Annotated in this window: 18 protein-coding genes; 16 read left to right on the plus strand and 2 right to left on the minus strand. The window is 39.1% G+C overall.

Going from position 1 to position 23,486, the window contains the following annotated elements; genetic code table 11:
• Window positions 1-15 precede the first annotated feature (15 nt).
• Genes NYR25_03485 through NYR25_03495 form a run of 3 tightly spaced genes read left to right on the plus strand, consistent with a single transcriptional unit; the run spans window position 16 to window position 3,065 of the window.
• Complete coding sequence (locus tag NYR25_03485; GenBank protein UWF34464.1) at window positions 16-819, plus strand: MurR/RpiR family transcriptional regulator; 804 nt, start codon at window positions 16-18, stop codon at window positions 817-819.
• Window positions 819-2,204, plus strand: a complete 1,386-nt coding sequence (locus NYR25_03490) for a glycoside hydrolase family 1 protein (protein UWF34465.1) — start codon at window positions 819-821, stop codon at window positions 2,202-2,204. Before NYR25_03485 ends, NYR25_03490 begins: the two co-directional genes overlap by 1 nt.
• Window positions 2,205-2,207: 3 nt before the next feature.
• Window positions 2,208-3,065: an ROK family protein gene (locus NYR25_03495; protein ID UWF34466.1), complete on the plus strand. Its 858-nt coding sequence runs from the start codon at window positions 2,208-2,210 to the stop codon at window positions 3,063-3,065.
• A gap of 75 nt (window positions 3,066-3,140) precedes the next feature.
• On the opposite strand, the gene NYR25_03500 is transcribed toward NYR25_03495, so the two are convergent.
• The gene (locus tag NYR25_03500) at window positions 3,141-3,893 is read right to left on the minus strand and encodes an AraC family transcriptional regulator (protein UWF34467.1); all 753 of its coding nucleotides are present in this window, start codon (window positions 3,891-3,893) and stop codon (window positions 3,141-3,143) included.
• 106 nt (window positions 3,894-3,999) lie between these two features.
• Between NYR25_03500 and NYR25_03505 the strand changes: the two genes are divergently transcribed.
• Window positions 4,000-6,237: an FAD-dependent oxidoreductase gene (locus NYR25_03505; protein UWF34468.1), complete on the plus strand. Its 2,238-nt coding sequence runs from the start codon at window positions 4,000-4,002 to the stop codon at window positions 6,235-6,237.
• A gap of 9 nt (window positions 6,238-6,246) precedes the next feature.
• Window positions 6,247-7,542 carry an MFS transporter gene (locus NYR25_03510; GenBank protein ID UWF34469.1) on the plus strand — a complete coding sequence of 432 codons (1,296 nt, stop codon included), beginning with the start codon at window positions 6,247-6,249 and terminating at the stop codon, window positions 7,540-7,542.
• Window positions 7,543-7,613: 71 nt separating this feature from the next.
• Here the strand turns inward: NYR25_03510 and NYR25_03515 are convergent, their stop codons facing one another.
• Window positions 7,614-8,327: a GntR family transcriptional regulator gene (locus NYR25_03515; protein ID UWF34470.1), complete on the minus strand. Its 714-nt coding sequence runs from the start codon at window positions 8,325-8,327 to the stop codon at window positions 7,614-7,616.
• Window positions 8,328-8,495: 168 nt separating this feature from the next.
• Between NYR25_03515 and NYR25_03520 the strand changes: the two genes are divergently transcribed.
• The 11 genes from NYR25_03520 (at window position 8,496) to NYR25_03570 (ending at window position 23,466) form a co-directional block, all read left to right on the plus strand.
• Entirely contained in the window at window positions 8,496-9,833 is a 1,338-nt protein-coding gene (locus tag NYR25_03520; protein UWF34471.1) for a PTS transporter subunit EIIC, read from the plus strand.
• 28 nt (window positions 9,834-9,861) lie between these two features.
• A complete protein-coding gene (locus NYR25_03525) occupies window positions 9,862-12,495 on the plus strand; it encodes an alpha-mannosidase (protein UWF34472.1) in 2,634 nt (877 codons plus the stop codon).
• A 5-nt stretch (window positions 12,496-12,500) separates the two neighbouring features.
• Complete coding sequence (locus tag NYR25_03530; GenBank protein UWF34473.1) at window positions 12,501-13,805, plus strand: glycoside hydrolase family 125 protein; 1,305 nt, start codon at window positions 12,501-12,503, stop codon at window positions 13,803-13,805.
• Between the two features lie 199 nt (window positions 13,806-14,004).
• On the plus strand, window positions 14,005-14,457 hold the full coding sequence (locus NYR25_03535) for a PTS sugar transporter subunit IIA (protein ID UWF34474.1): 453 nt from the start codon (window positions 14,005-14,007) through the stop codon (window positions 14,455-14,457).
• Window positions 14,454-14,750: a PTS sugar transporter subunit IIB gene (locus tag NYR25_03540; GenBank protein ID UWF34475.1), complete on the plus strand. Its 297-nt coding sequence runs from the start codon at window positions 14,454-14,456 to the stop codon at window positions 14,748-14,750. The genes NYR25_03535 and NYR25_03540 overlap by 4 nt, the downstream gene beginning before the upstream one ends.
• A 24-nt stretch (window positions 14,751-14,774) precedes the next feature.
• Window positions 14,775-16,133 carry a PTS ascorbate transporter subunit IIC gene (locus NYR25_03545; GenBank protein UWF34476.1) on the plus strand — a complete coding sequence of 453 codons (1,359 nt, stop codon included), beginning with the start codon at window positions 14,775-14,777 and terminating at the stop codon, window positions 16,131-16,133.
• A gap of 23 nt (window positions 16,134-16,156) precedes the next feature.
• Window positions 16,157-18,133: a transketolase gene (tkt, locus tag NYR25_03550; protein ID UWF34477.1), complete on the plus strand. Its 1,977-nt coding sequence runs from the start codon at window positions 16,157-16,159 to the stop codon at window positions 18,131-18,133.
• Window positions 18,130-18,849 (plus strand): transaldolase, encoded by a 720-nt coding sequence (locus NYR25_03555; protein UWF34478.1) that lies wholly within the window; start codon window positions 18,130-18,132, stop codon window positions 18,847-18,849. Before tkt ends, NYR25_03555 begins: the two co-directional genes overlap by 4 nt.
• Before the next feature lie 68 nt (window positions 18,850-18,917).
• Entirely contained in the window at window positions 18,918-21,032 is a 2,115-nt protein-coding gene (locus tag NYR25_03560; GenBank protein ID UWF34479.1) for a PTS sugar transporter subunit IIA, read from the plus strand.
• Between the two features lie 244 nt (window positions 21,033-21,276).
• On the plus strand, window positions 21,277-22,272 hold the full coding sequence (locus tag NYR25_03565) for a LacI family DNA-binding transcriptional regulator (protein UWF34480.1): 996 nt from the start codon (window positions 21,277-21,279) through the stop codon (window positions 22,270-22,272).
• A 165-nt stretch (window positions 22,273-22,437) separates the two neighbouring features.
• Window positions 22,438-23,466, plus strand: a complete 1,029-nt coding sequence (locus tag NYR25_03570) for a galactose mutarotase (GenBank protein ID UWF34481.1) — start codon at window positions 22,438-22,440, stop codon at window positions 23,464-23,466.
• Window positions 23,467-23,486: the final 20 nt, after the last annotated feature.

The raw sequence follows: 23,486 nt of genomic DNA on the forward strand, positions 1-23,486 counted from the left end.
TATATGAGTGAATCAATGAGTAATTTAATATTGATGATTGAATCAAAGCGGGAACAATTTACGGACGTGGAGCAAATAATTGCCAACTACTTTGTCGCTCATCAAGAAGTGCGCGACATTAATGGATTGGCCAAAAAATTAGCGGTATCACCGTCTTCAATTACTAGGTTCAGCCACAAAATTGGGTTAAGTAATTACAAGGAGCTTGTGTTTTTGTATAAAGAATACCTAGGCTCGCTAAACCGTAAAGTTTCGCGGATTTCAAGTGACGTAGTGGACAGTTATCGGGCCATTGCCCAACGGACGAGCGATCGTTACGATGAACAGACCGTGCAACTTTTCTGTGAACGAATTTTTAAAAATCGCATTATTTTCTTTTGGGGGTTAGGATTTAACTCCTTTGTCGGACTAGATTTTGAGTTTCGGTTTGCCCGGTTTGGTAAGATAGTCCAACATTTTAGTGATCAGCAGTCGATATCCCTAAACGCAAATTTTTTAAAAAAAGGCGATACTCTGTTAATCTCTTCAATTAGCGCAAAGGACAAATCCATACTTAAGTCAATTGAAACGGCTAAAGCTCGTGGCGCACATATCTTATTGATTACTGCTAATCACGAATCGGCTTACTTACCATACTGCGATGGAGTAATGTATACTGCAAGTTTTTCTCCAGAAGAGTCGTTAGGAAATATTTCTCCGCAGGTTCCAGCGCTAATTGATCTGGATATTATTTATTCAAAGTACATTGATTTACACCAACATGATTTATCTCAGTGGGCTAAATCTGAAAATATATTGAAAAATTGGAGGAAGAGTTAATGCAATTTCCTGAAAACTTTCTTTGGGGAGCGGCTGCGTCAGCTCCGCAAACGGAAGGACACAGCCTAGAAGATGGCAAGTCGGCCACTACCTGGGACAAGTGGTTTGCAATGAATCCTGAAAAATTCAACGAAGGACAAGGGCCAGAAAATACGTCAAACGTATATGAAGAGTATCCTAACGATGTTCAAATTATGGAAGATTTACATTTAAATTCGTACCGGACATCAATTGCCTGGGCCCGGTTGCTTCCTGACGGGAAAACTTTAAACGTTGCGGCGGTTAAATTCTATCGGCAGTATTTCCAAGAGTTAATTAATCACGGAGTTCACCCGATTATTAACCTTTTCCACTTTGACATGCCCTGGTGGCTAATGGAAAAAGGAGGTTGGGAAACACGGGAGGCAGTTGACGCGTTTTACTTTTATGCGAAAACAGCTTTTGAACAATTTGGGGATTTAATTACGGATTGGGTGACGTTTAACGAACCGATTGTGCATATCGAAATGGGTTATTTGTACGGTTTCCATTATCCGGCGGTGGTGGATTTCAAAAAAGCTATTCAGGTAGGGTATCATACGTTGATGGCTCACGTCATGGCAGTTAAGGCGTTTCGGGAAGCAAACATTTCCGGCGGACGAATTGGAATCATTCTGAACGTTACACCGGCTTACGCGCGAAGCAATGACAAAGCAGACCAAATGGCTAAGGAAACTGCAGATTTACTATTGAGTCGCAGCTTTCTTGATCCAGCAGTTTTAGGAGAAATTCCGCCAGAGTTGATTGAACTGGTTAAAAAGCATCAAATGTTACCGGAAACTAAAGAATCAGACAGAAAACTGATCGCCGAATATACCGTTGATTTCATCGGGATTAATTATTATCAGCCACTCCGAGTCAAAGCACCCGAGAAACCAAATTTTCCGGCTCAAAATACCGACGATTTATTTGCTAATTACGAATGGCCGGAGCGCCGAATCAATCCATACCGGGGCTGGGAAATTTACCCTGAAGCATTATATGATGTGGCCATGATGATGAAAGAGCGTTACCACAACATTCCTTGGTACGTAAGCGAAAATGGTATGGGAGTTGCTGATGAGCGCCGGTATGCCGATGCAAACGGACAAATTGATGACCAATACCGTATTGACTTTATTAAAGAACATTTAACCCAGTTACATAGAGCCATTACAGAGGGAAGTAATTGTTTTGGATACCATTTGTGGACTTTCGTAGATTGTTGGTCCTGGTTGAATGGATACCGAAATCGTTACGGCTTAGTGAGTGTCGATTTAGATAATCATTATCAACGGACTATTAAAAAGAGTGGCTACTGGTACCGTAATTTAATTAAGCAAAATGGCTTTTCAGTGGAGGATTAATTAATGAAGAATTTAATTACAATTGATGTAGGGGGCACGTCAATTAAGTACGGATTATGGCATGAAGAAGACCAGCGCCTTAGTGATCAAGGACAAGTTGCTACCCCCGCCAAGCTTACTGATTTTTACCAAGTTTTACAAACAATTAGTGCAAAATTTACTAACGTTGCTGGCGTAGGGATGAGTATTCCAGGGGCGGTTGACCAAAATACCGGAGTGATTGGCGGGATTAGTGCTTTGCCATACATTCATAATTTTCCCATCCAAAAAGAACTCGAAGAAAAATTAGGGCTACCAGTGGCGATGGAAAACGATGCTAACTGCGCTGCTTTAGCAGAAGTTGCGTTGGGTGCCGCTAAGGACATGCAAAATGTTTTATTCGTGGTAATTGGTACCGGGGTTGGTGGAGCAGTCGTAGTTGATCGCAAAATCGTGCATGGTCACCAACTTTATGGTGGTGAATTTGGAATGATGCTAGGACTAGATAACCAGCAGTTAAGCACGGTGGGCACGGCTGTTAAAGTTGCGGAACGATACAATGTACAAAAAGGCACACAATGGACTGGACAACAGGTTTTTGAATTGGCAACTAAGGGCGACCAATTAGCCATTACGGAAGTGCAAAGGATGTATGCTAACTTAGCGCACGTTATTTATAACATCCAGTTTAGTACCGACCCCGAAGCAATAATTATTGGGGGAGGCATCTCTGCTAACCAACAATTTATTAACGGCTTGAACCAAACGTTAAGCGATTTAGTGGGACAATTGAATGGTATCCCAATCACTCCCCAAGTAATTGCTGCTAAAATGCATAATGATGCTAATTTGGTAGGGGCGGCTTACAATTTTTATCATTAGATATAGATGAATAGTCATAATAATAAACAGCTACTGACATATTAAAATGTTGGTGGCTGTTTTTTGTTATATTAACTAAATGATGTGATTTTTTCGAAATTCACTTGGTGAGCAGTTTAAGTAGCGACTAAAAACCCGACTTAAATAGAATGAATCATTAAAACCAGTTGTATCGGCTATTTCTGTTAGCGAGAGGTCGGTAGTAATTAATAGGGATTGAACCTTTTTAAGTTTGATTTTGGTATAAAAACTAATTGGAGACTCACCAGTTACCTTTTTAAAAGTTTTAGAAAAGTAGGCAGCATTAAGTCCAACTTGGGAAGCAATTTTACTAATGGAAAGCGTTAAATCCTGGTGCATTAGATTAATTGCAGCAGTAATTGTCTGATTGCGATGACGAATGTTTTTCGGGGCTGGTTGAAAATATGTCATAATTTTTGTGATCATAAAATCATTAACAATGTGATTACGAACTATTTGAGCACGGGGATGAAAACTAAAGTTTGTTTTCTTTAGCATGCTACAGTTTTCGGTAAAACGGCTAGTAGAGTAGTGGTGATTTCCAATCATAGAATGGGGAATGTCAGTATCAGAAGTCAAACGGATGAAGTGAAAAGTCATGGTTAGCAGCATTTTACGCTGAAAGTTAGTATATGGTGGAACGACTAAAACATCATTTGCTTTAGCAACCCCCTCATGATTATTAAAGTGGTACCAACAAGCTCCTTTTTCAATGATGTACATGACGTATTGTGAATCTACGTCAGCACTAAGTTGAAAACGGGGCTTATTTTGCCAATATGCATATCCAGCAGTTTCAACAGACATCGGAAAATCCTCCTTTGTATTTTGACAAAAATAATACATGTTTAACTAAAAAAAGTAAATTGTGCAAATGGTCACAACTGGGTATCTTAAGACCAAGGAGGCGAATATGATGTTAGAAGAAAATGTAACCGCTAACATAACGGTGATTGGTGGCGGATTAGCAGGTGTTTGTGCTGCAATCGCCGCAGCACGATTGAATTATAAAGTAACGTTAGTACAAAATCGAGGAGTCTTGGGGGGGAATTCAAGCAGCGAAATTCGTGTATGGGTGGCAGGCGCAACTAAGCATGGAGTTAATCGATATGCAAGAGAGACGGGAATTATGGGGGAATTATTTGTAGAAAATCAGTACTGTAATCCAGAGGGAAACCCATACTTATGGGATGCATTATTAATGGAAAAGGTAAAAGAGGAAAGTAACATCCGCTTATTTTTGAATACCGAAATAATGACGGTGAAAATGCAGGACCATCAAAAGATCGAATCAATTACAGGTTTTATGTCAGGTTCAGAAAGGCTAATTACTTTCAAGAGTTCCCACTTTATTGATTGCAGTGGAGATGGCATCGTAGCTTTTTTAGCGGGAGCAAAATTTCGGCTTGGGCGAGAAAGTCGGGCAGAATTTAACGAAAGCTTAGCACCGCTTCACGAAGATAAAACGACCCTAGGTAGCACACTATTTTTCTATACTAAGGATCTTGGTCGTCCAGTAAAGTACGTTAAACCAAGCTTTGCAAGAGACATTACTAAGACTTCAATTATTAAAAATCGAATTATTAAAAAAGAAGATAATGGTTGTGCTTATTGGTGGATTGAATGGGGCGGTGAGTTAGACGTTGTTCATGATAATGAAAAAATTAGGGACGAATTGCAAGCTATCGTATACGGAATTTGGGATTATATTAAAAATTCCGGAAATTATGATGCTGATAACTTAACTTTGGAATGGATTGGTTCAGTACCTGGGAAAAGAGAATATCGTAGGTTTGAAGGAGATTATACACTAAAGCAAACTGATATTGAAGAACAAGTGTTGTTTAAAGATCGGATTGGCTTTGGAGGATGGTCAATTGACTTACATCCAGCTTCTGGCGTTTACAACGACTCTGTTGGCGCACAACATTCCGTTCCTGATGGAATCTATCATATTCCATATCGCATACTGTATTCAAAAAATATTAGCAATTTATTTTTAGCCGGAAGAGATGTTTCTACGTCTCACGTAGCTTTTGGAACGGTTCGCGTAATGGCAACCTGCGCAGTAATGGGGCAGGCAGCAGGGACTGCAGCAGCCATTGCAGTTAAACATAACGCTAATCCTCGCGATGTTTATTTGCGATATTTAAAGGAATATCAGCAAACTTTATTGAGAGAAGACGGTGCGATATTAGGGATTAAAAATCAAGATGAACACGACCTAGCCCGGCAGGCTGACATTACGTCCACTAGCACATTAACTGAAATTAACACTTACGTGGCGAATGCTGAACCATATCGATTAATTAAAGCAGCGGCTTTTACCATTCCCGTAGATCCTCAAGTTAACCAATTGGATATTTTTTTAACAACCGAAAAGGCGACTTCTTTAGTAGTTAAGTGGTACAGTACCGGGAACCCACAAAATTATATTCCGGATACGTTAATTGGTGAACAAAAAATAAAAATTGGTAAAGGGTTTAGCGGATGGCAAGAAGTTAAAGTTAATTACCAGCCTAGTAATGCACAAAACTTATTTGTGGTAATTGAAAAAAACGAAAATTGCACTTTATATCTAGGAAATCAAGAGTTTGCCGGGGTTTTGAGCTATGTAAATAATCCTATTGCCGAATTGAGCCAGCCGGAGCTGCATGATTATTCTCGAAAAAGTCCACTATTGTATTGGACAAATCAATTAATTAACCGGCGGAACTTTGTTTTTCGAGTAAAACAAACTAACGCATTTCAACCAACGAAAATTATTAATGGGTATGTTCGACCTTATGGTGGGCCCAATATGTGGGTTACTAATTTTAACGGTCAACCAGAAGCCATCGAACTAAGTTGGAAAAGACTCCAGAATATCAAACAGATTAACCTGACATTTAACGATGACGTTAACGAAGATATTATTAATCTACACCACCATCGGACGTATTTTGATGAGGTCCCCGAACTAGTAAAGGCATTTAACCTATACTACTGGGAAGCCGGTAGTTGGAAACGGTGGTGGTCGGTAGATCAAAATCGTCAACGGCATTTGGTGAAAGAATTTGAGCAACCTATTCAGACTAATAAATTGAAATTAGAGTTACTCCAAACCAATGGTAGTCAACAGTTTTCTTTATTTGAAGTTCGAGTATATTAGGAGGTTCGTATGGCACCTTTAGAAAAGTCTAAAAGATTATCAACAAATATGCGCTACGTAATTTTAGCTTTTGTTTTTATTAATATAGTGATTAATTACATGGATCGTACAAATGTTTCGATTGCGATGCCGGAATTATCTAAAGAAATAGGACTGTCAACTGTCCAACAAGGCCTTATCTTTTCGGCATTTGGTTGGATTTATGCTGCGATGCAAATTCCTGGAGGAATCTTGCTAGATAAGTTTGGCTCCCGAATAATGTACTTCATTAGTTTATTTGGTTGGTCATTGGTCACGGTATTTCAAGCATTCATTAGTGGGTTTGGGCAATTAATGGGATTACGACTAGGAGTAGGATTTTTTGAAGCACCGGTAATGCCAGCTAATAACCGGGCAATTTCTTATTGGTTTCCCGAAGACGAACGGGGTACGGCAATCGGAATTTATTCGTCCGCCCAATTCTTAGGATTAGCATTTTCAACTCCAATTTTATACGGAATTCATAATTCAATTGGTTGGCGAGGGCTTTTCGTCGTAACTGGAGTAGTTGGAATCCTCTGGTCAATTGTTTGGTATATATTTTATTCTGACCCAGATAAAAGCCGATTTGTCGGCCAAGACGAATTAAAATATATAAAAGCTGGGGGTGCGATTACTGATGATGATTTGAAGAATGTTGATAAGCACAAAGTTAAACTCAATTCGCAAAACATCAAACAGCTATTTTCACGAAGATTGATTGGAATTTATATTGGACAATTTGCAATTTCGGGGACGTTTTGGTTTTTCCTAACATGGTTTCCAACCTATTTAACAAAAGCAAAGCACGTTAATTTTTTGCAGTCCGGTTTTTTGTCTTCGATTCCATATTTAGCAGCTTTTTGTGGGGTAATATTGGCAGGATTTATTTCTGATCAGTTAATTAAAAAGGGGCGTTCAGCTAGTTTGGCCCGGAAAGCTCCCGTAATTACAGGGCTATTGTTAACGCTTCTAATTTTAGGGGCAAACTTTGTTTCTAGTCCAGCTTTGATTATCTTATTTATGTCGATTGCCTTTTTTGGAAATGGCTTGGCGACCATTACGTGGGTATTTGTTACTGCGTTAGCTCCTAAACACCTAATTGGATTGGCAGGTGGAATATTTAACGGATGTGGAGCTTTATCTTCAATAGTGATTCCAATTGTAATTGGTATTCTAGTTTCTAATGGTAATTTTTCTTCAGCATTGGTATTCATAGCAGCAATTGCTTTGTTGGGCGCACTTTCTTACATTTTTGTCGTCGGTAAAATCGAATTAAAGGATTAATTATTTAGCATATTATACTAAAAAAGCAGGACCTCATGTTTAACATGGAGGCCTGCTTTTTAGTATAAAAATTATTTATTTAAATGGACATCCAAAACAAACTGACTTTGATCACCAATAAATTTAGAAATTGAATATTCAAAAGCCCGGCCACGTTGGTCATAGGCGGTTTGTTTGATTACAAAAAGAGGGCTAGCAACTTTAACGCCAAGAATACTAGCAGCTTCTTCATCAGCAGCTTCAGCATAGACAATTCTTTGAGCATCCGTTAACTGTAATTTTGCTTTGCTGCCTAAGTAGTCATAAATGGATTCTTGAATGATTTTTTCGTCTAATGGAGCGATGCTAACTGGCATGAGGGTGTGCTCAAAACTGTATTTTTCTCCATTAATTAATCGAAGACGTTTAATTTCATAAACAGGTTCATTGCCCTTTATTTGTAAATTTTTTTGCTCCTCTTTAGACGGTAAACGGGCGTCAAAATGCAAAATTTTACTAGTTATTTTTTGATCACGATGAGAATAGGTTACACCTACGGGTAAGTCAAGGGGCAACAATTCACCAGACTGATTGTTCATCCTTTGGCGGACAAAGGTGCCGGATCCTTGCTTGCTAAATACTAATCCTTCTTCTTCAAGCAAATGGATAGATTTTTTTAAGGTGATTCGGGAAATGTCATATTTGTTAGCTAATTCGTCTTGAGTAGGTAAAGCATGGCCAGCACGATAATGATTAGTTAAGATGTCCCGTTTAATGTCGGAATAGACCTCACGATATCTGAACATAAAGATAAACCTCTTATTTAAGATTTGTATATACATATTAACGCTAAAAATATTATTTGTATACATTTTTATTAAAAAATTGTATTTACAAATTAATGGATTGACTTTAATATAATAGGTGAAATGAAAGCGCTTGATTTCGAAAAACAATACAAGGAGAAAACTGTTATGAAATTCAAACTTGAGTCAATTCAAGAACCATTACTAAAAGTTTCTTCATGGGTAGAGCGGAATACCATCTTACAAGCAATTAAAAATGCGTTTGTTCGAACAATTCCGTTTACCGTTGTCGGATCATTTTCAAACTTAATTAAAATGCAGATTGACGCGTTAATCAAGGCTAAGCACCTAGATAACGTTATTTTGACCAATATAAGCAATCTTTTCGGGTACCTAGGTACGGCAACCTTAGGAATTGTCGCTTTAATTGTGGTATTTTCATCGGCTTATTCCTATGCGGTGGAATTAAAACGAGATTCGCGTAATGGCAATTTAAATCCAATTATTGCTACTTTGCTAGCTTTAGCAGCATATTTTGTTATGGTACCAAATAACATTAATTTTCTAGATACTAAGGCAAAGGTGATCGAGGGCTTTTCAACACCATTCTTTAGTTACGAAGGGATGTTTACGGGTCTAATTGTCGGTATGATTTCGGTAGCTTTGTTTGCAAAGTTTGCTCGGAGCAAATTCACCATTAAAATGCCTGGCAACGTTCCTCAAAACGTTTTTGACTCCTTTCTTTCATTAATCCCTATTTCAGAAGTTTTGTTAGTATTTGGCGTTTTACGGATTGTAATTCAATCTTTAGGTTACGTTTCTTTAGTCCAAATGATTTCCGAAGTTTTGATTAAACCATTATTAACCGTCGGAACCGGATTACCAGCAATTATTATCGTAATTTTATTGGAACAAATCTTATGGTTCTTAGGTTTGCATGGTTTCAATATTGTATGGGGTGTGGTTTCAGCGTTTTGGTTGCCACTTTTCTTACAAAACGTCGCTGAATTTGCTAAAACTCAAAGTTTTGCAGGCATCTCCATTGCACCAAATACAATGACTAACGTTTACGCAATGATAGGTGGATCAGGGGCAACCTTTGGTTTAATTATTGCGATGTTAATTTTCACTCGTAAAGGTGGAAAAGAACGGGAGGTTGCAAAATTAGCCTTAATTCCTGGCTGCTTTGGAATTAACGAACCGGTTATTTTTGGTTTGCCGATTGTCTTGAACCCGTTGATGTTCATTCCGTGGATTCTAGTTCCAATTATTAATGCAGTAATTGCGTACGTAGTTACGGCAATTGGTTGGGTAGTACCTTTAGTAGTGTTAAATTCAGGAAACGAACCAATTTTTATTAGTACTTGGGTCCTAGGTGCCTTTCATTTTAGTCCCGTAGTATTAACGTTTGTGCTAGTCGTTTTGGACGTGTTCTTGTACGCGCCATTTGTAATTATTAACCAACGACATGAACGTGCGGTGGCTGATCAAGAATTAGCGGTTTAAGTAGGTAAATAGAGAAGGAGTGTTGGTTTTGAAAAAAGTTTACGTGGTTGCACATACGCATTGGGATTTTGAATGGTATTTTTCACGTCAGGAGGCTCGGGTACAATTTATCTTTCACATGGACGATGTTTTCAAGGCGTTAGCTGAAAATAAGCTGGAGTATTACATGCTAGATGGACAGATGGCCATTGTAGATGATTATTTAAAAACCTGTCCTGAAAAAAGAGCTACGCTTGAAAAGTACGTAAAAGCTGGACGATTGTTTGTGGGACCGTGGTACACCCAAATTGATGAAATGGTAACTTCGGGTGAGTCGGCAGTTAGAAACTTACGGTTAGGCTTGAAGGCTAGTAGAAAATTAGGTAAATCTACTAAGGTAGGATACCTTCCGGATTCATTTGGTCAGAGTAAAGATATGCCGAAAATATATAATGGTTTTGGCATTAAAGATGCCGTGTTTTGGCGGGGACTTCCAGCGGACCAAAAAGTTAGATATTTTTACTGGACGAGTGAAGATGGTTCAAAAGTGCTGACGGCTAATATCAAAAATGGGTACTATGCGGGCGTAGACTTAGTTGAAAAAGATAACTTTAAGGAGTTAATGCAAAACATTTCTACAGATACCAACGTAGAAGATTTGGTCTTACCAATTGGGGGAGACCAACGAGCGGTAGATTTTAACTTGAAGAAACGCTTAAAGTTGGCCAATCGAGAATTAGCTGGAGAATATGAAATCATTGAAAGCAACTATCCGGAATACTTTAAAGCCTTAGAACAAAATGGGGTGCTTCCTGAGCTTAGCGGTGAGTTTATTGATCCTTCAGTTTCAAAAATTCATCGAGGAATTTATTCCTCTCGTTATGATCTCAAACAAATCTACGATGAGCTAGAGCAATTGATGATTTACCAGGTAGAACCACTTTCAGCAATTTCCCGCCAACAGGGTATGGAAGTTAAGCAAGGATTAATTGATGAGGTTTGGCAAATAATTGCTAAAGGGCAAGCACATGATAGTTCGGGAGGAAGTAATAGTGATAAAACTAACCGAGATATTTATAATCGTGCCGTAGGAGCCCAACAACTTGCACGTTCTTTAAAAGACTATTTGTTACGAAAATTAAGTATTTCAGTCACGAACAAGGACGACTTATTCTTATGGAACCCGTTGCCAATGTCAGTAGACGAAGTCCGGGAGTTAGAGGTCACCACTACGACCCCCTCTTTTGAAATTATATCTCAAGATGGCAAAATAGATTTTGATTTAATTGAACAAAAGCAATGCAACGCTGCTACCTTACGGCGAAATCCAGCAGAGATGGATAACGAATATTATTACGTGAGTCGGATAGCTATGAGAGTGCAAATTAAGGCTACCGACTGGACTAGTTTTAGAATTAAGGAAGGCACCGCTGGTAAGGAAATTTTAGCTAGTTCGGTTACTAATGAAATTCAAAATGAAAAATACCAGATAGAATTTGAAAATGGGCAGTTAAACATAACTGACAAACTAAATCATTGTACCTATACAAACGCATTAAGTTTTGAAGACGGCGGCGACGAAGGAGATACGTACGATTATTCGCCTGCATACAAAGATTGGATTATCAACTTAGGATTTGCAAATGCAACAATTACTACCAAAGCAGGAAAGAAAACGCAAATAATGCTTTTGGAGGGCACGTGGCACGTTCCTTATGATTTGCAAGAACGAGCCGCAAAAAAAAGTAACGGAGCTATTACTTACCGAATAAAGTTGCAGCTAGATCAAGGTGGGGATTTAATAAAGTTTAAGATGAATGTTAATAACCAAGTACTTGATCACCGGCTTCGTTTGGTGATGAACACGGGGGTAAAAGCCCAAAATACTTTTGCAGACACCCAATTTGGCGTTGCCCAACGTCCAGTAATTGACCCTAAAATGGATAATTGGCAAGCAATTGGATACCGGGAAGAACCTACGGCATTAAGACCGATGCTTCACTTTGCTAATGTTCACGATAGAGAAAAAAGTTTTTCGTTCATTACTGCTGGTATGCGAGAATTCCAAGCAATTGGTGACCAATTCGATAAATTAGCAGTTACGCTTTTTCGTGGTGTAGGTTTCTTAGGCCGACCAGACTTAAAACGGCGCCCTGGAGATGCTTCTGGTTTAGTGATGAAATCAGTAGCCACCCCCGATAGCCAGTTAATGGGCGAGCAAAGTTTCCAAGGTGCAATTGTAATTACTCACGATTGGAATCCGCGACAATTGCAAAGTATGCATCTGCAACTATCGCAATCTGGTTTGTATTACCAGCGCCAAGTAATTAACCGATTTACTACTCCATTGCAATACTTTGCGGTTAATGAACTTGCTAATGAGGTTAAACATCGGCCAATCGTCAAGATCAATAATTTAAAAGTTACCTTGAGCAGTTTTCAAACTTCGGTAGATCAGACAGGTTATGAATTACGATTATATAATCCTACGCAACAAGCCGTGGCTAACCCAGGGGTTCTGCAATTTACGCAGAACGTTAACGTATCTTTAATGGACCTAAAAGGTGAGGTCCAACAAGCAGTAGCAAACGCGGTGAAAAACTATTCGTTACCGAAGTTTAAACCAGGGGAAATTCGGACTATTGGACTGTTTCCTATTGGAGAAATAAATGGTGGTGATTGAGAATAATGGAAGAGCACATGTTCATTGACCAAACAAAATTAATTAAACAAGTTAGAAATTACGCTGAAAAAATTAGTTTAACCAACGCTAAAACTACGGCAATGTTTAAAAATGCAATTATTGACACAATTTCTAACACTGTCGAAGTGCAAGGTGACCGCGTTTTTATTGCGACGGGTGATATTCCGGCAATGTGGTTAAGGGACTCCACTTTTCAAGTGTTGCCTTATTTAAGCATTAGTGAAGACATCCCGAATTTAAAGGGCTTAATTCACGGCGTGATTAATCAACAACTAGATTATGTGAATCATGATCCTTACGCGAATGCGTTTAACAAAACCGCCTCGGGAGCACATTTTAATCCTGATCATTCTAATGTCAGAATTTCTGATTTGGTTTGGGAACGTAAATTTGAAATTGATTCACTATGTGCGCCACTACTACTAGCAGTTCGATTATATGAAGATACGGGATATGCGCAACATTTTACAGACTATTTTTGGCAAACCGTAGATTTAATCGTCGATACCTTTATTAAAGAGCAGCACCATGAACATTCTGAGTATTTCTTTGAAAGAGACGTTGGCCCAGCTTCAGACACGTTAAGCAATTCAGGTAGAGGGACTAAAATTGGTTATACGGGGATGGTCTGGTCTGGTTTCCGACCAAGCGATGATGCATGTAAATACGGGTATTTCGTGCCAGGAAACATGATGATTGTGACTGTGATTGAACACCTGTTAAAAATCATGAAGAAGCAACGAATAGATGATGAAGTTTTATCGACTAAAATGAATCGTTTAGCTAACGAAGTTAGAAATGGGATTGAACGTTACGGAGTTGTCGAACTACCGGACGGGGCTCGGATGTTTGCTTATGAAGTTGACGGATTGGGTAACTATAATTTAATGGATGATGCCAACGTCCCTAGCTTGCTAGCAATCCCCTTTATTGGTTATACAGATGAGCGGGATGCTGTGTACGTTAATACGCGAAAGTTTATTTTGTCTTCTAATAATCCCTATTATTATCAAGGGACGATTTTGTCGGGAATTGGTAGTCCGCATACTCCCCAAAATTACGTATGGCCAATCGCATTAGCAATGGAGGGGTTAACGACTAGTGATTTAAACTTGATTACTGCTAAGCTGAACGTGATTAGTCAAACGGATGCGAATACCAACCAGTGCCACGAAGGAATTGACGTAAACAATCCTGATAAATACACTCGGGAATGGTTTTCATGGGCAAACATGACTTTTTGTCAGTTGGCGTTCCACTACTTGAAGTTAAAAGGGGAGCTGGTTTAGTTAGGGTGTATTGAAAATATAAATCATTAAAATAATATGTATTTTTATAAAAGCTGGAATTCATTTCCAGCTTTTTTTGTACAAAAAATTATTAATTAGAGTGCAAAAGTTGCAGACTAACGACTGCTAGAACTTGTCTTGTTAGCGTTTTCATAAAAAGTAAAATGAAGTCATAGCATAAGGAAGGGAGGAAACACTAGTGTTAAATGAATTGTTGACCAAAGATACGATTCAGTACCGAGATATTGACCACCTTAATTGGCAAGAGGCGATTAAGGTTGCAGCAATGCCACTAATTAAGAACAGCAGTATTTTACCTCGGTACGTTGAATCTATGATTAAGATTTCTTTGAAAGAAGGACCGTACTTTAACATTGGACCAGAAGTCGTCTTGGCTCATGCTAGACCGACTGATGGTTCTAATGGGATTGCATTGGCACTCTTAAAAACTAAAAAGGACGTTTGTTTAATTAATGATCAACATCCTGCAAAGTTATGGTTTGTTTTAGCTGCAAATGATAACCAAAGTCATTTGATGGTAATTAAGGAGCTGATGCAATTATTAACAGATAAAAAGCGGGTTGATTTATTACTCAACGCTGAAAATAAACAAAGTATTGAAAAAATTATTGTCGAAGGAGTAGGAAAATGAAGATTTTAGCAGTTTGTCAAAGCGGATTAGGAAGTAGCTTTATGGTGCAAATGAATATCCAACAGATATTAAGCGACGAGAAGGTAGATGAAGAAATTCAAGTTGATCATGCAGATGTGGGAAGTGTGACTGCAGACGCAGCTGATTACTTTTTTGTCGAAACTACTTTGAAAAGTGCGCTAGGTAGCCTTCCAGAAGATAAGATTATTCTTTTAGATAGCCTGATTGATCAAGATGAAATTAGGAAAAAGGTTAATGAAATACTAGATAAAAATAATATCCAACATGGTTAATACAAAATAAAGAAGGTGGCATTAATGAAAGCGATTCTAAATCTATTTGTAGCGATTGCAACGCAACCAGCAATTTTAGTCGCATTAATTGCGATGACAGGACTATTGCTACAAAAGAAAAAAGCAACTGAAGTAGTTCAAGGAACTATCAAAACTTTTGCTGGATTTTTGGTCTTAATTGGTGGTTCAGGAATCTTAAGTAATTCGTTGGCGCCGTTTGCAAGTATGTTTCAATCGGCCCTTCACGTACAAGGGGTGGTGCCAAGTAATGAAGCAGTTGTAGCGATTGCGTTAGTTAAGTATGGATCAACAACGGCGCTCATTATGTTAGTAGGAATGATTATAAATATTCTCTTAGCACGGTTCACCCGGTTTAAGTACATTTTTTTAACTGGACAAGCAATGCTTTATGTTTCTTGTTTAACTGCGGTAATTTTAATTTCAGCTAATTTAGGAAATGGCTGGCAAACGGTTATCTTAGGTGGCATTTTTGAAGGGACTTTATTAACGATTACCCCGGCACTTTGCCAACCCTTTATGAGAAAAATCACCGGTGGTGACACAGTTGCAATGGGGCACACCGGAAATATTGGATACGCAACTGCAGGATTGGTCGGCAAAATTTTTGGCAATAAAGAAAAGAGTACAGAAGACTTAAATATTCCTAAAGGACTAAGTTTTTTAAGAGATTCAACAGTTTCAATTACTTTATTGATGGGAATCGTGTACATTGCTTTAGCTATCGTAGCAGGACCACACTTTGTAGAAACTAAGCTAAGTGGCGGGACTAATTACATTATTTATGCATTAGTGCAAGCGGGAACTTTTGCAGCTGGATTTGTAGTGGTACTACAAGGGGTTCGAATGATTTTAGCTGAAATTGTTCCAGCCTTTCAAGGAATTGCCAAAAGCTTAGTGCCTAATTCTAAACCCGCGCTAGATGTTCCAATCATTTTTCCTTACGCACCAAATGCTGTATTAATTGGCTTTTTTGTAAGTTTTATTGTAGGTACCTTAAGCATGTTTGTGATGATTGCCATGAAAACTACGGTAATTATTCCAGGAGTGGTTGGCCATTTCTTTTGTGGAGCAGCAGCAGCAATTTACGGTAATTCAGAAGGTGGACGGCGAGGTGCAATTTTAGGTGCTACTGTAAACGGTTTAATTATTAGTTGGTTACCGTTATTGATTTTACCAGTACTGGGCTCTTTAAAATTGGCGGCATCTACTTTTGCAGACACAGATTATTTAGTACCCGGAATTCTATTAGGAAAACTAGGTAGCTTAGGAACGATGGCAGTAGTTACTGGTATTATTTTATTTTTCTTAATAGTACTAGTAACCAGCGTAATTTTAAATCAGCGAGATAAGACATCAGACTAAAGGATTGTTGGGGGAAGAAGAAAGTGTTTACTAAAAAAGATATTGATGCGGTTAACGCAATTCGTTTTCTAAGCGCAGACATGATTGAAAAGGCGCAAAGTGGACACCCAGGTTTGCCGATTGATGCGGCACCCATGGCGTACACATTATGGGAGAAGTTCCTACAATTTAACCCACAAGATCCAAAATGGATTAATCGGGACCGCTTTGTCCTAAGCGCGGGCCATGGATCGGCAATGCTTTATAGTTTATTGCATTTGAATGGTTTTGATTTACCGCTAACTGAATTGAAAAAGTTCCGGCAGCTCGGATCTAGAACTCCGGGACATCCGGAATATGGGGTGACGGCTGGTGTAGATGCCACCACCGGCCCGTTAGGCCAAGGCTTAGGGATGGCAGTCGGAATGGCAATGGCAGAACGCCACTTAGCAGCGTTGGTTAATCGCCCAGGTTACCCAGTTTTCAACCACTTCACGTACGCTTTAGTTGGCGATGGAGATCTAATGGAAGGGGTTAGTCAGGAAGCTATTAACATTGCTGGCCAAAAACAGCTCAATAAATTAATTGTTTTGTACGATTCTAATGACGTTTCGCTTGATGGACCTTTGAGTTTAAGTGCTAACGAAAACGTCGCGCAGCGTTTTAAAGCTGCTAACTGGAATTACCAAAAAGTTACCGATGGCAATGATTTGACTGAGCTGCAACAAGCGTTGCAGCAAGCCCAAACTAGCGATCGACCAACTCTGATCGAAGTTAAAACGTTAATCGGATATGGTACCCCAGAAAGCGGGACGAATAAGGTACACGGAAATGCCTTAGGAAAGGCTAATTTGGCAGCGATGCGCCAATTTTATCATTGGCAAGCGGCGCCGTTTGAAATTGCCCCAGAAATTTACCAACATTATCAAGAACAGGTAGCTAAAAAGCAAACGGCCTACCAAGCCTGGCAAACGATGTTCCAAGAATACCAAACAGAGTTTCCAGAAGTTTACCGCCAATTTCAAGATGCGCACCTAGATACGACCAAGCTTAATTTAGATGATCCGGCATGGCAGGAGCCCATGGCAACTCGAACAAGCAATTCTAAAATCATGCAACAGGTTGCCGACCAGAACGTGAAATTATGGGGTGGCTCAGCAGATTTGTATTCTTCAAATAATACTCACCTTGATGATTCAAAGGCGTTTGATGCGTTGCATCCCGAACAACGCAACGTTTATTTCGGGGTGCGCGAATTTGGCATGGCAACTGCGGTTAACGGGATTAACTTACATGGCAACACCCGGGCGTTTGGGAGCACGTTCTTTGTCTTTAGTGACTATCTTAAAGCAGCGATCCGCTTAGCGGCGATCCAGCAGATCCCAGCGGTATATATTTTCACGCACGACTCGATTGCGGTCGGCGAAGATGGACCAACTCATGAGCCGATTGAACAGCTAGCCGGATTACGATCCATTCCTAACGTGACGGTGATTCGCCCAGCCGATGCGCACGAAGTACTGGGCGCTTGGCAAAAGATTGGACAAATTACTGATCAACCAACGGTACTAGTGTTGACCCGCCAAAAAGTGCCATTATTAGCGCAAACACAAGCTGATAAGGTGGCCTTCGGTGGCTACACAATTTCACCAGCTGCCACCGCCAATCCAGACGGAATCTTGGTTGCGACAGGTTCAGAAGTCGCCTTAGCCCTACGGGCGCAACAAAAACTCGCCCAAGAAAAATTGAACGTGGCGGTAGTTTCCATGCCGAGCGTCGAGCTTTTCCAAGCTCAAAGTCCGGATTATCAAGCTCAGGTTCTTCCACCAAACGTGAAGGTAAAACTAGGGCTTGAAATGGGCAGTCGCAATGGTTTAGCCACAGTGGCGAGCGCGGTAATCGGAATTGATCACTTTGGAGCAAGCGGGAACGGTACGGAAGTAGTTCAACAAGCAGGCTTCACGGTAGATAACATTGTGGAGCAATTTAAAGCAAAATTAGCAGAGGCGGAAGTGAAATGATGGATGTAAATGATTTAACTATTAAGGTTTATGAAGACGGCGCGGAAATTGAGAAAATGCGAGCTGCTAGTCAACAGGCGTTCGTTAAGGGCTTTACTACGAACCCTTCGCTATTAAAACAAGCGGGAGTGACTGATTATTTAGCTTTTGCCCGCCAAGCAGTGGCAGAATTTCCAGAGAAGGAGTTTTCTTTCGAAGTTTTTAGTAACGAACCGCAAGAGATGTTGCGGGAAGCTCAAATCTTACATGATTTAGGTCCTCGGGTGTATGTAAAAGTGCCGATCATCACTACGACCGGAGAATCAACTGCGGACGTGATTAAAGAGCTATCGGCAGCACATATTAACTTAAACATTACGGCAATCACCACGGTAGAACAGGTTGAGGTTGCCGAGCGTAATTTAGCACCAGGTACCCACAACTTAATTTCCATTTTTGTGGGACGGGTAGCTGACGCTGGGATTGATCCGCATCATTTGATTGAAAGCAGTGTAGAAATTACGAAGTCTCATCCAGAAGCCTCCCTGTTATGGGCAAGTACGCGAGAAGTGTACAACGTATTTGAAGCACAACAAATGGGGGTGGATATTATTACGGTGCCACCAGCCTTAATCACGAAGTTAAGCAAAACGGGTAAAGCAGCTTTAGAAATTTCGGTGGATACGGTTAAGGGGTTCCAACGGGATATTAAGGAATCGGGATTGTCAATTTTATAGCCAGATTTTTTCTCAGACATTGTATTAACTATTGTCTGAGATTTTGTGTATGTTAATTAGTGAATAGCATGGGTGAATATATGTTGGAATTAAATAATTCGGAAACTAAAGTATTAGAAGCACTTTTAAAAAACAATGTCTTGTATTCAATAAAAGATTTAGCAACCGAAACTAAATTATCAAATCGAGCAATATATTACAACGTTGCTAACCTTTCAAAAAAGCTGATGGTAAATAATATTGAACCGCCGCGCAATATTCGCGGAAAGGGATATTATTTGCCTGAGGAAAGTAAGCGTCTTTTAAAAAATAATTATTATAGTGATAAATTACTAATTCTAGACGCCCATTCTCGTCGAATCTTCTTGATTTTTTTAATGTTAACTGAGTCAAGTTCCAATACATTAGCTAAGATGGCGGAGATTTTAGAAGTTTCTAGGAATACGATTGTACATGATCAAAAGATAATTACAGTTTTTTTGAAAAAGTACCATTTAACGGTGGTTGGCAACCGAAAGGGCCATTTTATTTCAGGAAATGAAGTAGATATTCGGTATTTTTTACAAAACAATAGCGTAAAGATTGCAACTGTTTTAGCAGAAGTAAGTAAGCAAAAGGGCGACTTTGACGAAATTCGTTCCATAATGAACTTAAGAAGTGTCATTGAAAGTTGGCTGGAAAGTATTGAACAGCGTAGTTTTTTAAATTTTACTGACGATGGAAAAAAACATCTAGAAAATTTTTATATGCTAGTTTTAAATCGAATCTTACGAGGACACATATTACAATCAGGTGAGATGTTTACGTCTGGAATGGATTACCATCATTTACGAAAACAAAATGAATTTATGATGGCAAAAGAATTGCTAATAAAATTAGGATTGGACTTAAGAGCAAAGTATGAAGAAGAGGTTTATTTTTTAGAAAGTATGTTGTTAGGGACTCCTAAAAATGAGATTGGTTTTATTGGAGAAAGTGATGTTAAAAATACGCTAAAGAAGGTTACTAAAGAGATAATAGATAATTTTAAGAAGTTAAGCGGAATGAATTCAAACAATGAGAGCCAGTTACTAAATGATCTTTACACGCATCTGGTTTCAACTTTTTACCGTGTTAAATACAATCATCAATATCGAGATGGATTAGTTACACAGATAAAGAATAAATATTTTAACGTTTACACATATACCAAAATGTCTTTACAACCATTTGAAAAATTAAATGTGGGACATTTGAACGAAAATGAAATTTCGTTGATTGCAATTTATTTTGGTTCCCAGATGGTTAGGCAAGCTAAGCAAGGTACGGTTCTTTTAGTTTGTTCTGCGGGGTTGGGTACTTCAAGACTACTTAAAGAAGAAATACTTGCTCATTTTCCTGACGTTAATGTCATCGGTCCGATTACTAAAAGTGAATATAACAATATCCAAACTGATGATTATCCACTCATAATTACAACTACCCCTTTAAATAGTCAGCCAAGTAATAAAGTGATTCTACTTTCTCCAATTCTAACGCAGAGAGATTTGATTTTATTGCAAAAGTTGTTTGTAGAGAGAGGAATTTTGCAAACTAACTCAAAATTTAATGAAAGCAAGTTTGCGGCACTGATGGATGTTATTAATGACACAGCAATTATTCGCGATCCAGTAAAATTAAGTGAGGGAATCAAAGAAATTTTAGCAACGGACACTGAGAAAAGACAAAAGATTATTAAAAATACTTACCCGAAACTAAGTGAATTAATTACTAAAGACACGACTAGCTTTGTTGATGGTCAGAATTTAAATTGGCAAGCTGCTATTGAGTTAGCAGCTAAACCACTAAGTAAAAATAATCAAATACGCCACACCTATATTGAGGCTATGATTAATAATGTTATCCAAAATGGTCCCTATATTAATATTGGCAGAATGGTGGCATTTGCACATGCGAAAACCGAAGATGGGGTAAATAGCTTAGGAATGTCTCTCTTACATCTAAAAGAACCGATTTCGTTAGTTAACAAACAACATCCAATTAAATTGGTTTTTGTTTTAGCAGCTGTTGACCAAGAATCACATGTTAATGCAATGGCTGAATTGGCAGCACTATTGAGGGACGAGGAGAAACTAGATCGATTGCTTAACGCTAAAAATTTTGAGGAGATTGCACAGATTATTCGTAGTGTAGAAAATTTTTAAAAGAATAGGATACGTTTAAGCTGTTTTAAATGTCCAAAAAACGTTTCGTTTTACAGCAATTGGTTTTCTTTTTGGATTTGAATAAAAATTAAATGAAGATTTACCCCCTCGGAATGTCGCCAATTCCGATATTTAATGATAAAGTTTTACTTGAGTGGTACTGCGGTTATGTATTAATTGGAGTACATTAGTAAAGAAGATAATTTGTATATAGTGAAATTGAGTAACTAAAAGGGGGTAGCCCATGGCAGCAACGTTAAAAGATATTGCGGATCGTGTTGGGGTATCGTTAGCAACCGTGTCACGAGTGCTAAATAAAGATACGTCACTTTCGGTCGGCGACGAAACGAGACAGCGAATTTTAGACGCCGCCGAGGCATTACATTATTCAAAAAATAAACGGCATACTAATTTAACCGCCAGAAAACGCTTAGCGATTGTTCAGTGGTACTCAGAAACGGAAGAACAAGACGACTTATATTACATGTCGATTAGGATGGGAATTGAACAACGCGGACAAGATAATCATTTTGAAGTAACCCGAATCTTCCAAAATAATCTCCAAGAATTGGGACCGGATTTTGATGCAGTAATCGCGGTGGGAAAATTTAGTGAGCCACAGGTTAAAGAACTGGCCGCCGTTACGGGAAACTTAGTTTTTGTAGATGATGATCAATTTGCGGCTGGTTTTGATAGTGTAATTACTGATTTTCAGTTGGCGACGGAAAGAGTAGTCGACTATTTTTGGCAACGTGGTATACGGGAGATTGGAATTATTCACGGTTCTGAAATGACTACCGACCACCAGTTGACCGTGACCGACCGCCGAATGATAGGATTTCAAAACGCCATGAAAAAACGGGGAGCGTTTGAACCAAAGTTTGTATTTAAAGGGGACTATACCAGTGACTCTGGTTTTAAAATGATGCAAAAGGCAATCGACACACTTGGTGATCAGTTACCGAATGCTTTTTTTGTGGCTAACGACCCCATGGCGGCGGGTGCCTTAAAGGCGCTCCAGGTCAACAAAATTGAGGTACCTAACCGGGTTAAAATCTTCAGCTTTAACAACACTTCGCTGGCAACTTTTGTTTACCCTGAACTAAGTGCGGTCAATGTGGACACCGAGTTAATGGGCGCAACAGCGGTAGACTTAGTAATGAGTCGTCTAGCTGGGCGTACAACTACTCAGCGGGTTGAACTCGGTACAAAATTAGTTGAACGGGCTAGTACAAAATAGGGTGGCAAAGTAAAAAAATTATCCGTAAGAAGTCGTATAGTTATTAGATGTAGTGATCTAATAATTATGCGATTTTTTCTTTTAACTAAAATATTTACCAAGTGTAGTTGAATTCTGATATACTGAACTTGAAAGCGGTTTAATTAATATGGAGGTGTCATAATATTGGAAACTAAAAAAGAAGTATTTGATCAATTTGAGGGTCAAGATGTAATTCGTTATACGTTAATCAACGACCAACAAACGCGGATTTCAGTTTTGAGCTATGGTGGAACGTGGCAAGAATTTGTGGTTAATGAAAATGGTGTTGAGCGCCCATTAATTTGGGGATTGGATAGTATGGCGGATTATCAACGAGTTGGCTACTGCCTTTGCCAATCAGTTGGACGGGTTGCCGGGCGCATTGGCGGAGCTAAATTTAAGATTGATGACCAAGAATACCAAGTTGACATGAATGAACAGACGCATTCGTTACATGGTGGTAATCATGGCTTTAATACGTTAAATTTTGCCGGGAAATTTAGTGAAGATGCCAATAGTGTCAGCGTGGATTTATCGAAGCACATTAAAGCAACTGACGATAATTATCCGGGAAACCTCGATGTAGAAATCAAGTTTACTTTAGATAACCAAAATCAAGTTACGATTGCCTTCACGGGGGATACGGATGCTGCCACCCTGTTTAATCCTACCAACCATGTTTACTGGAATACTACGGATGAGCGGGAAAGCTTGGCTAAACAATGGTTGCAAATCACGAGTGCAGCTCACCTTGAATTTGACCAAGAAAAAGTGCCTACCGGTAAAAAAATTGCAGTTAAGGAAACTGCCTACGACTTTAACCAACCCAAGTCGGTTGAAAAGGCTTTGCAACAATTAAAAGATGAAAATGACGGAATTGAATTTGATGATGCTTACGAAGTTAACCCGAGTGCAACCACTCCAATTGCAATGATTGGGGATACCGATGGTAAACGACGCATCAAACTTTATTCTGACCGCAACGGATTGGTTATTTACACGGCAAATCCGTTTGATCCGGATAAAGAAGCGGCACACGAATACAATGCCCTAGCTACTGAAGCGCAAACGTTGCCAGACGCAATTAATCACCCTGATTTTGGTGACGTTATTTTACGCCCAGGGCATCCAATTACTAACACGATTCGTTACCAATACGAACGCTTGGGTTAGTAAGGAGTCAAGGGAGCATT

The sequence above is a fragment of the Pediococcus acidilactici genome (assembly GCA_024970065.1).
Classification (GTDB): Bacteria; Bacillota; Bacilli; order Lactobacillales; family Lactobacillaceae; genus Pediococcus; species Pediococcus acidilactici_A.

Bases quoted from the DNA above. Each gene is read 5' to 3' on its own strand.
- NYR25_03545 (UWF34476.1), top strand. From the start codon at position 14,775: ATGAAAGCGATTCTAAATCTATTTGTAGCGATTGCAACGCAACCAGCA.
- NYR25_03515 (UWF34470.1), bottom strand. From the start codon at position 8,327: ATGTTCAGATATCGTGAGGTCTATTCCGACATTAAACGGGACATCTTA.
- NYR25_03560 (UWF34479.1), top strand. From the start codon at position 18,918: ATGGGTGAATATATGTTGGAATTAAATAATTCGGAAACTAAAGTATTA.
- NYR25_03485 (UWF34464.1), top strand. From the start codon at position 16: ATGAGTAATTTAATATTGATGATTGAATCAAAGCGGGAACAATTTACG.
- NYR25_03495 (UWF34466.1), top strand. From the start codon at position 2,208: ATGAAGAATTTAATTACAATTGATGTAGGGGGCACGTCAATTAAGTAC.
- NYR25_03555 (UWF34478.1), top strand. From the start codon at position 18,130: ATGATGGATGTAAATGATTTAACTATTAAGGTTTATGAAGACGGCGCG.
- NYR25_03510 (UWF34469.1), top strand. From the start codon at position 6,247: ATGGCACCTTTAGAAAAGTCTAAAAGATTATCAACAAATATGCGCTAC.
- NYR25_03505 (UWF34468.1), top strand. From the start codon at position 4,000: ATGATGTTAGAAGAAAATGTAACCGCTAACATAACGGTGATTGGTGGC.
- NYR25_03520 (UWF34471.1), top strand. From the start codon at position 8,496: ATGAAATTCAAACTTGAGTCAATTCAAGAACCATTACTAAAAGTTTCT.
- NYR25_03530 (UWF34473.1), top strand. From the start codon at position 12,501: ATGGAAGAGCACATGTTCATTGACCAAACAAAATTAATTAAACAAGTT.
- NYR25_03565 (UWF34480.1), top strand. From the start codon at position 21,277: ATGGCAGCAACGTTAAAAGATATTGCGGATCGTGTTGGGGTATCGTTA.
- NYR25_03500 (UWF34467.1), bottom strand. From the start codon at position 3,893: ATGTCTGTTGAAACTGCTGGATATGCATATTGGCAAAATAAGCCCCGT.
- NYR25_03540 (UWF34475.1), top strand. From the start codon at position 14,454: ATGAAGATTTTAGCAGTTTGTCAAAGCGGATTAGGAAGTAGCTTTATG.
- NYR25_03490 (UWF34465.1), top strand. From the start codon at position 819: ATGCAATTTCCTGAAAACTTTCTTTGGGGAGCGGCTGCGTCAGCTCCG.